Consider the following 13,887-nt stretch of genomic DNA (forward strand, 5'->3'; position numbering starts at 1 on the left):
ATCGTATTCTTGGCCTATGCGTGATGACAACGATATTCACATGGCCGACACTGCGTTTTTAAAGGGCGTCGGCTACGGTCGGCGCTATCCTTCCCTGCCCTGAAGGACGGGGCTTGCCGCGCCTTTTGGTCAGCGGTGCGGAGCACTTTGGAGGCCAAGGCGGGGGCGGTAGTCTATAATCCTGCCAATTCCCCTAATGCGTTCGCGCCAGCGGTGCGGAGCACTTTCGTCGCCATGACTGAGGCTGTCTCTACTGCCGATTCTGCCTTGCTGACCGTACAAGGGCTGCGGGTTTTCTTGCCCAGCCGTGCAGCTGGCGAGCCCTCGGGATCCCCGGTGGTGGACGGGCTGTCTTTCCAGATCGGGATCGGCCAGACCTTAGGCCTGGTGGGGGAGTCGGGATCCGGCAAAACCATGACCGCCCTGACGCTGATTGATCTGCTGCCCAGCTCGGCCCGGGTGGAGGGCAAAATCCTCTTCAAGGGCCCTGACGGAACGGTGGACTGGCTGCAGTTGGATCCCCGGCAACGGCGGCGCTATCGCGGATCCCAGATCGCCATGATTTTCCAGGAGCCGAGCACCGCCCTCAACCCCCTCTACACCTGTGGCCAGCAGTTACAGGAAACCTTGAGGGCCAACACCTCCCTGAGCCCGGCGGAGATCCGCGCCCAAGCCATTCGCCTGTTTGAGGAGGTGCAGCTTTCTCCCCAGATGCTGGAGCGCTATCCTCATCAGCTCTCCGGCGGCCAAATCCAGCGGGCGGCCATTGCCTGTGCCATCGCCTCCAATCCCCAACTGTTGATTGCCGATGAGCCGACCACCGCTCTAGATGTTACGGTGCAAGCGGAAATCCTGCGCCTGCTCTGGGAGCTGCAGCAGCACCGGCAGATGGCCATCCTCTTCATCACCCACGATCTCAATTTGGTGGCCGAACTGGCAGATCAGGTGGTGGTGATGCGCCGGGGCCAAGCTGTGGAACAGGGATCGGTGGAGCAGATCTTTCGGGATCCCCAGCATCCCTACACCCGCGGCCTGTTGGCCTGTCGCCCGGTGTTGGAGCGGCGGTTGCGGCGGTTGCCCACCGTCCAGGATTTTCTGGAAAAAGGGGGATCCCCAGAGGAGCAGTGGCAGCAGGTGGAGATCCCGGCTGCCGTTCGCGTAAGCGGGACGGAGTCCTTAGAGGAAGAACGGCTGCGCCGGCTGTACAGTCAGCCCCCCCTACTGCAGGTGCGGGATCTGCGAACCCACTACGCCGTCCGTCGAGGGCCATTTGGCCGCCAGGTGGGCGAGATCCGAGCTGTGGATGGGATCAGCTTTGACCTCTACCCCGGAGAGACCTTGGGGCTGGTGGGAGAGTCCGGCTGCGGCAAAACCACCCTGGGGCGAACCCTGTTGCGCCTGGTCCGTGCCAGCTCTGGCCAGGTGATCTACGACGGCGAGGAGCTGCTCCGCTTGCCGCCCCAACGCTTACGTCGTCTCCGCCGCGAGATTCAGCTGATCTTTCAGGATCCGGCAGCCTCACTGGATCCGCGCATGAGTGTGGGAGCCAGCGTCATAGAGCCAATGGCCCTGCACGGGATTGGGAGAAATGCTGCTGAGCGACGAGCACGGGCCCAACGCCTGTTTGAACGGGTAGGGTTGGATCCGGAAGCGCTGGATCGCCTGCCCCACCAGTTTTCCGGAGGACAGCGGCAGCGGATCTGTATTGCCCGCGCCCTGGCCTCGGAGCCCCGCCTGATCGTCTGCGATGAGGCAGTGTCTTCCCTGGATGTCTCCGTGCAGGCCCAGGTGCTGAACTTGCTCAAGGATCTGCAGGAGGAACTGGGGTTGGCCTACCTGTTCATCTCCCACGACCTGAGCGTGGTCAAGTTCATGAGCGACCGCATCATGGTCATGAACCGGGGCCGCATCGAAGAGCTTGGCCCCGCCTCCCAGATCTACCAGCAGCCGCAGCAGGACTACACCCGCCGCCTCATCGCCGCGTTCGCGCCAGCGGTGCGGAGCACTTCCCCCAAAGGGAGATCCGTTCGCGATAGCGGGCCGTAGGCCTTAAAAACGCACCCATTTGCCCCAAACGGGTTGAAAAGTTTCCCCTGCATCCGGCTCCGGGCTGGGCAACCCTGCGGGTTAACTTCGCAGTAAGATTTGCAATGAGGCTAAAATTAAGTAAACTTCCAGTCGTAAAGCTTCGGCTCTTTGTTAGCACATTTAACAAAACGTTTTATCCGCAGTTTGGGCTGCAACCGGCTATGGCTCGCATACTCATTATTGAGGACGATCCTTCGATTCTGGATATCCTGCGCATCAATCTGGAGTTGGCGGGCTACGAGGTTGTGAAGGCCACCGATGGGGTGCGCGGACAAGCACTGGCTCTGCAAGTTCTCCCCGATCTGATCATCCTCGACCTGATGCTGCCCCAGGTAGATGGCCTGACCGTTTGTCAGCGCTTGCGGCGGGAGGAGCGCACCAGCGAGATCCCGATTTTGATGCTCACCGCCCTCGGCCAAACCCAGGACAAGATCGAGGGCTTTAATGCCGGTGCCGACGACTACCTGACCAAGCCTTTTGAGGTGCAGGAGCTGCTGGTGCGGGTGCGGGCCCTGCTGCGTCGCTCAGACCGGATCCCACAGGCGGCCAAGCATGGGGAGATCCTCACCTATGGCCCTCTCACGCTGGTGCCGGAGCGCTTTGAGGCGTTGTGGTTCGGCAAAACGATCAAGCTCACCCACCTGGAGTTTGACCTGCTCCACTGTCTGATGCAGCGACACGGGCAGACCGTTTCCCCCAGCGAAATCCTGCAGGAGGTGTGGGGCTACGAGCCCGACGACGACATCGAGACCATCCGCGTTCACATCCGCCACCTGCGCACCAAGCTGGAGCCGGATCCCCGCCACCCCCAGTACATCAAAACCGTCTATGGGGCGGGCTACTGTCTGGAATTGCCCAACATCGCCGATCCCGTCCCACCGCAGCCAGAGCTGGCGAAAGATTCCCACAAATAATGATTCTTTCATGATTCTTGAGGATGCTGCTCACGCAACTGCTAATCTAGGGGATGCCCTGCTGCAGATTGCGCTCTGAGATCTATGCCTGGTGCCATTCGGTATTTGATGTGCCCACCCGATCACTACGAGGTGGACTATGTGATCAACCCCTGGATGGTGGGGAATGTTCACCGCTCTTCGCGAGAACGGGCGCTGCAGCAGTGGCAGGCTCTCTATTCGCATCTCTCGCAACGGGCGGAGGTGAAGCTGATCCAGCCGGTGCCGGGATGGCCGGATATGGTGTTTACGGCAAATGCTGGGCTCATCCTGGGATCCAAGGTGGTGCTGAGCCGTTTTTATCACCCAGAGCGGCAGGGGGAACAGCCCCATTTCAAGGCTTGGTTTGAGGAACAGGGCTATACCGTCTATGAGCTGCCGCCGGCCCTGGCTTTTGAGGGGGCAGGAGATGCTCTGTTGGATCGGGCAGGGCGCTGGCTGTGGGCGGGCTACGGCTTTCGCTCCATGTTGGAGTCTCACCCCTACTTGGCCAAGTGGCTGGGGATCGAGGTGTTGTCTTTGCGGCTGGTGGACGAGCGGTTCTACCACCTGGACACCTGCTTCTGCCCCCTCTCCGAAGGCTATTTGCTTTACTATCCACCGGCTTTTGATGCTTATTCCAACCGCCTGATCGAGATGCGGGTGCCCCCCGAAAAGCGGATCCCGGTTCAGGAGGCGGATGCCATTCACTTTGCCTGCAATGCCGTGGATGTGAACGGCACGATCTTGGTGAATCGGGTCAGCCCAGAGCTGGAAGCCACCCTACAGGAGCGGGGATTTGCGGTGGTGCAGACGGAGCTGACGGAGTTCCTGAAAGCCGGTGGGGCGGCCAAGTGCTTGACATTGCGCCTCGACGAGACGGTGGCTCCCCAAACCGATCCGGTGGCCACGGTGCTCAGCCGGACGGTGACCCTCCAGGGACACTTGGTGGACAGCGACCTGCTCACCAGAGCCGTCGATTGCATTGTCGACAATGGCGGCAGCTTCCAGATCCTCAAGTTTCAGCTTGGGGAAAAACGGCAGAGCACTTCCACGGTGGAACTGGCCGTTTCCGCTCCCACCGAAGAGACCCTGGATACCATTCTCAGCGCCTTGATCGAGCAGGGGGCCCGTCTCTCGGAGGAAACCCAGCAAGATGCCCGTCTGGAGCGGGTAGAGAAAGCAGGGGTAGCGCCCGACGATTTTTATGTCACCACCATCTATCCCACGCAGGTGCGGGTGGCCGGCCAGTGGATCCCGGTGCAGCGTCAGCGCATGGATGGGGTGATCGTGGTCAAGGGATCCGATTGCAATGGCAAGACGGAGTTTTCAGCCTATTGCACCCTGATTCGAGATTTGCAGGTGGGGGATGCCGTGGTGTGTGGGGTGGAAGGGATCCGCACCGTGCGCCAGGCCAGCAAAGAGCGCTCTTCCCAGGAGTTTACCTTTATGGGATCGGGGGTCTCCAGCGAGCGGCGGGTGGAGATCCTGGTGGAGCAGATTGCCTGGGAGCTGCGGCAAATCAAGGAGCGGGGCGGCAAAACGGTGGTGGTGGCAGGGCCGGTGGTCATCCACACAGGCGGCGGATCCCACTTGGCTACCCTGATTCGGGAGGGCTATGTGCAGGCGCTGTTGGGGGGCAATGCCATTGCCGTTCACGATTTGGAGCAGAATCTCTACGGCACCTCGCTGGGGGTGGATCTGTCGCGGGGCACCCCGGTCAAGGGCGGCCACAAGCATCACCTCAAAACCATCAACCTCATCCGCAAGTATGGCAGTATCCGAGCTGCGGTGGAAGCGGGCGTGATTACCGGCGGGGTGTTCTACGAGTGTATTCGCGCTCAGGTGCCCTTCTCCCTGGCGGGATCCATCCGTGACGATGGGCCGCTGCCGGATACGGAGATGGATTTGATCAAGGCCCAGCAGGATTACGCGCGGCTGCTACAGGGGGCCGACATGGTGTTGATGCTCTCCAGCATGTTGCACTCCATTGGAGCCGGGAACATGACGCCTGCCGGGGTCAAGCTGATCTGCGTGGACATTAACCCGGCAGTGGTGACCAAGCTGGCCGATCGGGGATCCCTGGAGTCGGTGGGGATTGTTACCGATGTGGGCCTGTTCTTGAGTTTGTTGGTGCAGCAGTTGGCGCGTTTGGGGCAGGTGTATGAGCGCCCGCAACCTGCTCTTGCTGCCCGCTAGCCACCCCATCCATAAGCGCTGTTATCTTTTGGGATCCTTAAACTGGGATCCTCAAGCCTCAAAAGGGTATGCCTTTTATTAGCCTGTTGACGGATTTTGGCCTGCAGGATCCCTATGTGGGCATTATGAAAGGGGTGATTCATACCCTTTCCCCACAGGCTCAACTCATCGACCTCAGCCATGGGATCCCGCCTCAGGATGTGGCGGCGGCTCGCTTTGCCCTGATGACGGCCTACCCCTATCTGCCGTCGGGCACCATTCACCTGGCCGTTGTGGATCCAGGGGTGGGGAGTAGCCGCCGGGCGGTAGCCATCCAAACCGAGACGGGCTTTTTGGTTGGCCCTGACAATGGCCTGTTCAGCGGCGTTTTGGCCCAAACTCCGGCGCTGGCTGCTGTGGAACTCAACCGGCCCCGCTATTGGCGCACCCCCTCTCCCAGCCGCACCTTTCATGGGCGGGATATTTTTGCCCCGGTTGCCGCTCATCTGGCCAACGGGATCCCTTTGGCGGAGCTGGGGGATCCCCTAGACGTAGCAGAACTAACCCGCTGGGAGTGGCCGCCACCCCAGATGGAGACCAACGGCTGTCGCGGCCTGGTCCAGGCCATCGACCACTTCGGCAACGGCATCACCAACCTGCCCGGACATTGGGTGGAAGGTCGAAGCTGGAGCGCCTGGATCAAAGGGATCCCCGTCCGCTCCGTGGCCACCTTTGCTGAGGGAGAAGTTGGGGAAGTGCTGGCCCTGGTGGGCAGCTCCGGCTGGGTGGAGATCGTGCAAAACCGAGGCAATGCCAGCCGTGCCTTGGGTTTCAAAGTGGGAGATGAGGTGCGCGTGCAGTGGAGCGGCTAGATCCCCTCGCCTGAAAAGAGAGGGAGAGACTGGGGATCCTAGGCAGGTTGGCTTTCCACCGTCACGGCTTCCGTCGGAGTAGTGGGGTTTGAGGCGCCCACTTGGACTTTGATCACCCGCGCTGCGTCGGCTTTGGGCAGAGTGAGGGTGAGGATGCCGTCGCGATAGGTGGCCGAGACTTTCTCCGGCTGGATGCGGCGGGCCAGCTTGAGGATGCGTTGAAAAGGTTGGGGCTCCACTTCTTGGTAGCGCAATTCAGCACCTTCAGGGCCGTGAACCTGGATCTCGCCGCTGATGGAGAGCTGTTGAGCCGTGGCCTCGATGTGGAAGCGTTCCCGATTGGCACCGGGCACCCACAACTGGACGGTGTAGGCTTCGCCGCTCTCCCAAACCTGCAGAGGAGTGGGCAGGAAGGAGCGAGAGCGTCCCCGGTTGGGCTCCGCTTGCAGAGCTTGTACCTCGAAAAGCGGGCTGAAGTAAAGAGTTGCCATAGTGTCTCCTAGGGTAAATAGGCTAAGTCATCAATGGAGTTGAGGGAAGCGAAGAGATCTCGGCAAAGAAGGCTTGGCCTGCACTTGGGATTTGAATTCACAAAATCCTGCTCTGATCATCCAAGAAAGCCATCCCAGCGAGGGAGGGCAAACCGATCTGCGATAGGCAGGATCCCCTCACCTCATGGGGAAGAGGGATGAAAACAAACAGGGCAATCCAATGGTTCACTCGAAACATTTTGCTCAAAACAGAATGGGGTAGATGTGAGTGAAAAAAGAAGACCGTTATGGATCCCACTCCCATTCCCATCCGATTTCAGGTGAACGGCCAACCCTATGGGCAGGTGGTTCCGCCGGGGATCACTCTGCTGAGCTTGTTGCGGGAGCTGGGCTGGGTGGGGGTACGCCGGCGCAGGGGCGTTTTTCGGCTCCCCAGGGATCCCTGACTTTGCCGGAGCTGGCCCAAAGGGCTTCGGATCCCATCGAGGTGGAGCTGCACCATGCCGCCGACGAATCTTCCGTCTCCTTTGCCGTGGCGGGGGTGGAATTGGCAGTGGATATGGAAACCGGCCAGATTGAGCTGCTGATCGCGTAAGCGGGACGGAGTCCTTTGTCGCTACGCGACGCTAACGCGAACGCGTAAGCGGGACGGAGTCCTTGCATTTCACCAAATTTTCGGGCTGGAGGCCCGCACCATAGCCGCAGGCTTGGTGTCGGGAGGAAAGCCCTCCTCCATATAGGTTTGCTGGTCAAAAGTCTGGATAAACTACAATAAGCCCATGAGCCAGACTATCTCTGTACGTTGCAAGCTGATAGTCCCACAAGAGTTGCGTCAAGAAATTGACCGCACTTTGCAGGGCTTTGCGAATGCTTGCAACCAGATTCTCGACACCGCCAAACAAAAGAACTGCTGGAACACCGCCAAGCTGCACCACTTGGTCTATCGGCCGGTAAGGGCAGCAACGGGGCTGAAAGCCAACCACGTCTGTCAGGCGCTCCGTCGGGTGATTAGCAATGCCAAGGCGGTGAAGCAAGTCCACAAGTTCCGCCCCACCAGTCTGACTTTGGACGCTCGTACTTTTAAGTACCGAGAGTCCGACCAAGCCGTGGGCGTGACCCTGATGAGCGGACGGGTTTGGCTCAAGCTCAAGATCGGTGGCTACCAGATAGCGCTCCTGCGGGGGCAAACGCCCACCAGCGCAACCCTGTCCAAGACCAAGCAGGGGGACTACTACATCAACATTGCTGTTGAGCTGGACACTCCCCCGACCGGCAAAACTCCAAAGGTAATCGGAGTTGACTTGGGCAGGCGGGATATCGCCACCGCTAGCAACGGACGCTCTTGGAGTGGAGAGCACATCCAGGCCGTCCGTGACCGGTTCAGCCGTGTACGCGCCAAGGTTCAATCCAAACGCACTCGCAGCTCTAGGAGGCTGCTGAGAAGGCTCTCTGGGAGAGAACGGCGCTACCAGACATGGCTGAACCATAACATCAGTAAAACCTTGGTCAGGGATGCCCAGGCTATTGGTGCGGCACTGGCTTTTGAAGACTTGACAGGCATCAGAGATTGCCTGAATCAGAAGCCTCGAAGTAAGGCTGAGCGGCGCAGGACTAACAACTGGGCGTTCTACCAGCTCAGGACGTTGGTGGCCTACAAGGCTGCTATTGCTGGAGTGCCTGTGGTACTGGTGCCGCCTGCCTACACCAGTCAGACCTGCCACAAATGCCTGCACATCCATCCTGAGCGGGGTAAGTCCTACCGCAATGGTAAGTCGTTCAAGTGTGGGCACTGCGGGTGGGAAGGGGATGCTGACCATAACGCTGCTCAAGTAATCTCTCTCCTTGGGGCGACTGTAAACTCGCCTGAAATTCCGAAACTTAGCTGTCCTCTGGGGCCGCTAGGGATTGGGATAAAGCTCGCACCCTGCGCATAGCGCGGGTGTCGGGTAGTTTACAAAAGCTTGAATCGAGATGTTTTGTGAGTTTGCAAATGGCTACATAGGTAGTTGTGGGCTACGTGGGGATTATGAAAAAAATTAAGACTTTTGGCACAGCGGCAATTTTCGCCAGTAGTCCGGCACTAGGATAGCTTCCAAGTATACCCAGCGAGATCCCATGTATGTATATTGCCCGGAGGAATTTCTGGGAAGCAAAACCCAGTGCAACCTAGAAGCATTGATAGAACGGCTGGAAGAGGGGGGTCGCACCCTTTTGAGCCAGTTGTTTGACGTTCGTTACCCTTACTGGAAGCGTAATCTCCGCAACAACATTCGCTTGGTGGGGGAGCTGCGCTATGTAGGCGAGGTACCCGTTCTGGTTTTGTTTGGCCTCTGGCCGAGAGGCAGTCACGAATACCGGGAGTTCTTAGACCGACGGCGAGATCCGGATTATCAAGAACGGGTGCGGAGCTGGGTGCCCGATGACCGTTTGCAGGCGTGGCTGGCGCAGCGGCACGAACCAGGGGATCCGCCAAACCATCTCCCCCCTCTGCCCGACGAGCTGTATGAATGGACACAGTTCTTGAATGCTCCCAATCCGCAGGAGCGGCTGGTGTTGGAAAGCGGGGAATGGGTTCGGCAAGTACGGGCCCTTTCTCCAGAGCAGCGGCGCCAGGCTTACCAAGCAGTATCCCGCTTGGTAATTGAAGGCAGGCTCTACCGGCAGCTCCCGCCGTTTTATCTGGAGGCAGAGGTCAAATGCTGGCAGGAGGAATCCCTGTATCTGGCCGTCAGCTTGGTACAAGCGTGCGAGCAGCCGGGGAGATTGTTTCCATTTCTCATTGGAGTTTACGACCACGCCCCAGAGCAAAAGGAACGGTTTGAGCTGGGATGCCAAACCTGCCTCTTTGGGATGAAAGCCAAGCAGCCAGACATTCTCCAGCACCCGCAACCTTTGGAGGTGTGGAAGCGGTACGCCCGTCGCGCCTACCCCGACTACATGGTGATGGATGAGACCATTTGGTTGGAAATGCAGGAGATCACAGAGGGAAATTTGGCTTTGTCCATGGAGGAGGAAGAAATCCTGCAGAGTACATCCATGCCCCTACTGATCAACGGAAGGGCCGGGAGTGGCAAATCTCTGATGTTGTACTACCGCTTTGCCGACTATTGCAGCCACTACCTCAAAACTTCAAAACAGAGACCTCTTGAGTACCGCCCTCTCTTTTTGACCTACAGCCCAAGCTTGGTGCAGCAAGCCCGCGACAGGGTAAGTTCAATTTTGCGCATCAGCCACCGCTATCGGGAGAAGGGGTGCAGCTTCTCCACGGAGGAAATTCAGCAATGTCAAACTTTTTTTAGCACTTTTCAGGATTACCTGCTGAACTGCCTTCCTGCCGAGCGGCAAGAACGCTACCAACCGGATCGGTATGTCAATTTTTATCGATTTCAGAGCTGGTATTGTGGTCGCCGCGATGTAGAGCTGGCTTGGCACACCATTCGCACGCTGATCAAAGGCTATGAGGTCAGTGACTATTTGGATCCCGATAGCTACCGAGAATTGCCTGAGGCCGACCGCAGTGTGGATGAAGAAGCCTTCGAGCGGATTTACGAAGAGATTTGGCCGGGTTACCGGGATCGAACCACCCATGAGGGCTACTGGGATGACCAAGATTTGGCCAGAGATGTGCTGCAAAATGGCACTCTTAATCCTATTCATCCAGTCATTTTTTGCGATGAGGTTCAGGACTTTACCCAACTTGAGCTGAATATCATTTTTTGCTTATCTCCTTGGGGAAAATACAAGTTGGATTGGGCTATTGAGCACCTGCCCTATGCCTTTGCCGGGGATCCCTTGCAAACCATTAACCCAACGGGATTTCGTTGGGCTGCTCTGAAAAAATATCTCTACGAGCATATCCGCGCCTACTTGTTGCCGAGCCATCCCTTTGAGATTGCAGGCCCGCAGGAGCTGAGAAACAACTATCGCAGCAATCCACAAGTTACTCGTTTTAGCAATGTAGTCAACCTGTGGCGGCGAGTTCTCAGCAAGAGTCGAGAAATCTATCCCCAACAGCCCTGGCGTCCCCATGAGCAGGGCATGCCGGTTCAAAGGTTTGTGCTGGATGGTCAGGAAAGAAACTTAATCGAAGATGAGCTTAGAAAAATGCTTAGTGATCTCACAGGAACAGTCTGTATCTTACCCTGTCCTGTGGGAGAGGAGCTGAACTACGTGCGTCAGGATCCCGAACTCCAGAAGATCTTTGCCGAGGAATTGAAGCAGAATCTTAAACCACCGCTCCTGCAAACTGCTACGTCTGTTAAGGGAATGGAGTTCAAAAAAGTTATCCTCTACAAGTTTGGAAACGCCTATCGACAAAACTTTAACCGGCAGCTTAATTATTACGCCCGAGGAGCTGGGGAGGCGATATCCCTGCAACTCCATTATTTTCTCAACCAATTGTATGTCGGCATTACCCGCCCCATCGAGGCCCTGGCCATTGTGGACACCTCTGCCGGTTGGCGGGAGTTCTGGGATCCAAGCTTAGAATCCAACTCTTGGCTCGATCATCCTTCTCTGCAACCGGATCGGTCGGAATGGGAGACCGACCCACCGGTATTGGGTTACCCTGTCAAAGGCATCAATATCCAGTACTGGACCAATACAAGCTTGGAAGATCTGCAGGAGGCAGCTCTTGAGCTTCTCAGGCGCGGCATCGAGGAGGGCAACCCTAAACTTCTGGAGGATGTTCAAACTCTGGCGCGGAAGGCAAAAAAACCACCTCTAGAACAGGAATGTCAGGCCTGGCTCCTCAAGCTCCAGAGGGATTACGTTTCCGCAGGGCAAAAGTTCCTGAGCCTGGAGCAGTCTGCTTTGCCCAACAAAAATCTTAAACGAGAAGCCTGGGAGTGCTTTTGGAGAGGGAAGGCCTGGTTGGAGCTGCAGCGTAACGCCGCCTACTTTGCTGGATGTCCTGGGATCCCAGACTACAGCCCCTTGGTGGACTTGATGGTGGCGACCCAAAGAACCTCTGTCAAGTCTATGGAGCGCTTCCGACAGGTGGTGCGGGTGCGAGATTGGCTGAGCGTTGAAGTCAGCCCCAAAGATAGGGACTTCGTCCCGCTTACACGAACGGATTCCACCTGGAAAGAGTGTGTACAGCAATTTTTGGCAGAGCTTGAGCAAGTTCTCAACAACTTGGGAACTTTCTGCCCCCAGGAAGAGGCCCGCAGCCGGTTTTTGCAAGAGACCCTTGAGGCTTTGAAGGGACGTCTGGCCTTTCTCGGCCAGCGGCAGCCGTTCGCGAATCAGTACTACAAGATTTGGGGTATCTGTCACTTCTATCGGCAGGAATTTGAGCGGGCGGTAGAGGTTTGGGATCAGGGGGGCCAAACGGAGCATTCCCCCTACTACCGGGCCAAGATCCACCTGGAACCCCTTCCCGGCAAGGTGAGGTGGCTATCCAAAGACCGCCAAGACTCGGTGGTGCTGGACCGATGGCAAGAGGCAGGACGTCCCCTCACAGGCGAGTGGGCAGAGTACATCGGCGACGTCGTCACCAGTCTGGAGCGCTTGAAAGACTGGCCGCTGATGCTGCGAGTTCTGATCCAGTGCCGAGAGTGGGAGAAGCTCTGGAAAACGGTGCAGGCCCATCCTCAGGCGTGGCAGCGGGGACATGACTACGAGCTGGTGGCTGCCATGGCCCGGGATATCCGGACCAACTGGGAAGACTTAAGGCGCAAATCCCCTGGGCTGCGAGATTTTCTGCAGGAAGTGGTTACCAGCACACAGATGGAGCGGGCCTGGTGGCTACAGCCCCTGGAGGTAGGCTTGGCTTGTGAGCGATTGGGCCACTACCGAGACACGCTCAGGTTTTACGAGCGCTTCACCGAAAGCAGAACCGGCAGGCTGACCAGGCAGCAACGCTCTCAAATTCGGCAGCGCTGGCTGGTGACCCACCAAAGGTATCAAGAGGTTCTCCAAGCGGAGGGGCGCCCAACAGATCGTTTGGCGGAGGAGTTTCGACAGGCTCAAGAGCGTTGGAGGGAGCAGCTGCCCCAGGCAGAACCTGAGCTGGACGAACGGGATCCCTGGGCGCTTGACTTTGTGGAGCACCCCAGCCCTGTCCAAAGTTGGCTGCTGCAGCGGGCCCAAACCGACACCCAGAGCCGACTCAGAGCGGAAATCGCCCAGGCGCTGGAGCATCTGGACGAACGACACTTGCAGCAGGTGCACAGCTTGATCCAGCGCTTTTCGCGCGCCGACCCATCCACCTAGGCTGGCTCCGAACGCAGGCCGGGAGGCCTATTGCAGGATTTGGCGCAGGCGCTCCAAGGCCCGTCGGTTCTCTTCAGGGGTGCCCACCGTCAGACGCAGCCCCCCACCCGTGTAGCGCACACCAGTCCCCAGCTCCTGCCAGGCCCGCTGCAGCTCTTGGGGATCCCAGCCGGCCACCCGGAAGTAGAGGAAGTTGGCTTGGCTGGGCCACACCCGCACCCCCGGCAGCTCCTGCAGAGCTTGGTAAAGGGCTTCCCGCTCCTGACAAATTAGCGTCACGTCGGCCAAAAGCTCCTCGGCATGCTCCAAAGCCATCTGAACCGCCCACTGAGAAAGGGCCGTGAGGTTGTAGGGCAGGCGGATCCCATCCAGCACTTGCATAAGCTGTGGATGACCCACAGCATAGCCCACCCGGTGGGCCGCCAGGCGAAAGGCTTTGGAGAAGGTGCGCAAGATTACCCAGTTGGGATGCTCCGCCAATTTGGGCAGGGCTGTGTGCCGGCTGAACTCAAAATAGGCCTCATCCAAAATCACCAGAATCTCTTCGGGCAGCCCTTCCACCCACTCCCACTCTGCAGCCGTCAGGCCATTCCCCGTCGGCGAGTTGGGATCCACCAGGCACACCACCCGAATCGGATGCTCCCTCAAAGCCTGTTGACATCGCTCTAGATCCAGAGCAAACGTCTCCGGGTCGCGGGGAACCCGCACCACTGGGATCCCCAGGCTCTGGGCCAGGATGGCGTACATGGAGAAGGTGGGCTCTGCCACCAAAATACCGCCCCGCCCGCCCAAACAAGTGGCAATCAGCAGCGAGCGAATCAGCTCATCCGACCCATTGCCCAGGCTGATCTGCTCTGGCTCCGCTCCGGCATAGGCGGCGATGGCCTGCTTCAGGCCCCGGTGGTGGGCATCGGGATAGCGGTTGCTGGGGATCCCCTTTTCCCAAAGGAGGGAGAGCTTCTGCTTGAAGCCCGCCGGCCAATCGAGGGGGAACTCATTGGCATCCAGCTTGTCGGCAGCCGGGGCTGGCACAGCGTCGTAGGGCTTGAGGTAGAGCAAGTCGGGGCGCAGATACTGCAAGGCACACATCTTCCTGACGGGGCGAAACAC

At 58.5% G+C, this 13,887-nt stretch carries 10 protein-coding genes; 8 read left to right on the forward strand and 2 right to left on the reverse strand.

Annotation, left to right across the window (positions count from 1 at the left end):
• Window positions 1-234: 234 nt before the first annotated feature.
• The 4 genes from ACVWZF_RS05615 (at window position 235) to ACVWZF_RS05630 (ending at window position 6,070) form a co-directional block, all read left to right on the forward strand.
• Window positions 235-2,046 (forward strand): ABC transporter ATP-binding protein, encoded by a 1,812-nt coding sequence (locus ACVWZF_RS05615; RefSeq protein WP_011431915.1) that lies wholly within the window; start codon window positions 235-237, stop codon window positions 2,044-2,046.
• A gap of 203 nt (window positions 2,047-2,249) precedes the next feature.
• The gene (locus tag ACVWZF_RS05620) at window positions 2,250-3,002 is read left to right on the forward strand and encodes a response regulator transcription factor (RefSeq protein ID WP_011431916.1); all 753 of its coding nucleotides are present in this window, start codon (window positions 2,250-2,252) and stop codon (window positions 3,000-3,002) included.
• Window positions 3,003-3,086: 84 nt separating this feature from the next.
• Window positions 3,087-5,219 (forward strand): bifunctional arginine dihydrolase/ornithine cyclodeaminase, encoded by a 2,133-nt coding sequence (gene argZ / locus ACVWZF_RS05625; RefSeq protein WP_457389018.1) that lies wholly within the window; start codon window positions 3,087-3,089, stop codon window positions 5,217-5,219.
• Between the two features lie 68 nt (window positions 5,220-5,287).
• Window positions 5,288-6,070, forward strand: coding sequence for an SAM hydrolase/SAM-dependent halogenase family protein (locus ACVWZF_RS05630; protein ID WP_011431919.1), 783 nt, complete (start codon window positions 5,288-5,290; stop codon window positions 6,068-6,070).
• Between the two features lie 38 nt (window positions 6,071-6,108).
• Here ACVWZF_RS05630 and ACVWZF_RS05635 read toward each other — a convergent pair whose 3' ends face one another.
• Window positions 6,109-6,561 (reverse strand): Hsp20/alpha crystallin family protein, encoded by a 453-nt coding sequence (locus ACVWZF_RS05635; RefSeq protein WP_011431920.1) that lies wholly within the window; start codon window positions 6,559-6,561, stop codon window positions 6,109-6,111.
• 287 nt (window positions 6,562-6,848) lie between these two features.
• Between ACVWZF_RS05635 and ACVWZF_RS05640 the strand changes: the two genes are divergently transcribed.
• The 4 genes from ACVWZF_RS05640 (at window position 6,849) to ACVWZF_RS05655 (ending at window position 12,777) form a co-directional block, all read left to right on the forward strand.
• Window positions 6,849-7,007, forward strand: coding sequence for a hypothetical protein (locus ACVWZF_RS05640; protein WP_011431923.1), 159 nt, complete (start codon window positions 6,849-6,851; stop codon window positions 7,005-7,007).
• A gap of 2 nt (window positions 7,008-7,009) precedes the next feature.
• Window positions 7,010-7,156: a hypothetical protein gene (locus tag ACVWZF_RS05645; RefSeq protein ID WP_011431924.1), complete on the forward strand. Its 147-nt coding sequence runs from the start codon at window positions 7,010-7,012 to the stop codon at window positions 7,154-7,156.
• A gap of 184 nt (window positions 7,157-7,340) precedes the next feature.
• Window positions 7,341-8,495 (forward strand): RNA-guided endonuclease InsQ/TnpB family protein, encoded by a 1,155-nt coding sequence (locus ACVWZF_RS05650; protein ID WP_457395678.1) that lies wholly within the window; start codon window positions 7,341-7,343, stop codon window positions 8,493-8,495.
• A gap of 181 nt (window positions 8,496-8,676) precedes the next feature.
• Window positions 8,677-12,777, forward strand: coding sequence for a helicase domain-containing protein (locus ACVWZF_RS05655; RefSeq protein ID WP_011431926.1), 4,101 nt, complete (start codon window positions 8,677-8,679; stop codon window positions 12,775-12,777).
• A 27-nt stretch (window positions 12,778-12,804) separates the two neighbouring features.
• Here ACVWZF_RS05655 and ACVWZF_RS05660 read toward each other — a convergent pair whose 3' ends face one another.
• Window positions 12,805-13,866, reverse strand: a complete 1,062-nt coding sequence (locus tag ACVWZF_RS05660; protein WP_011431927.1) for a histidinol-phosphate transaminase — start codon at window positions 13,864-13,866, stop codon at window positions 12,805-12,807.
• Window positions 13,867-13,887: the final 21 nt, after the last annotated feature.

It is taken from the genome of Thermostichus sp. OS-CIW-30, assembly GCF_054060215.1.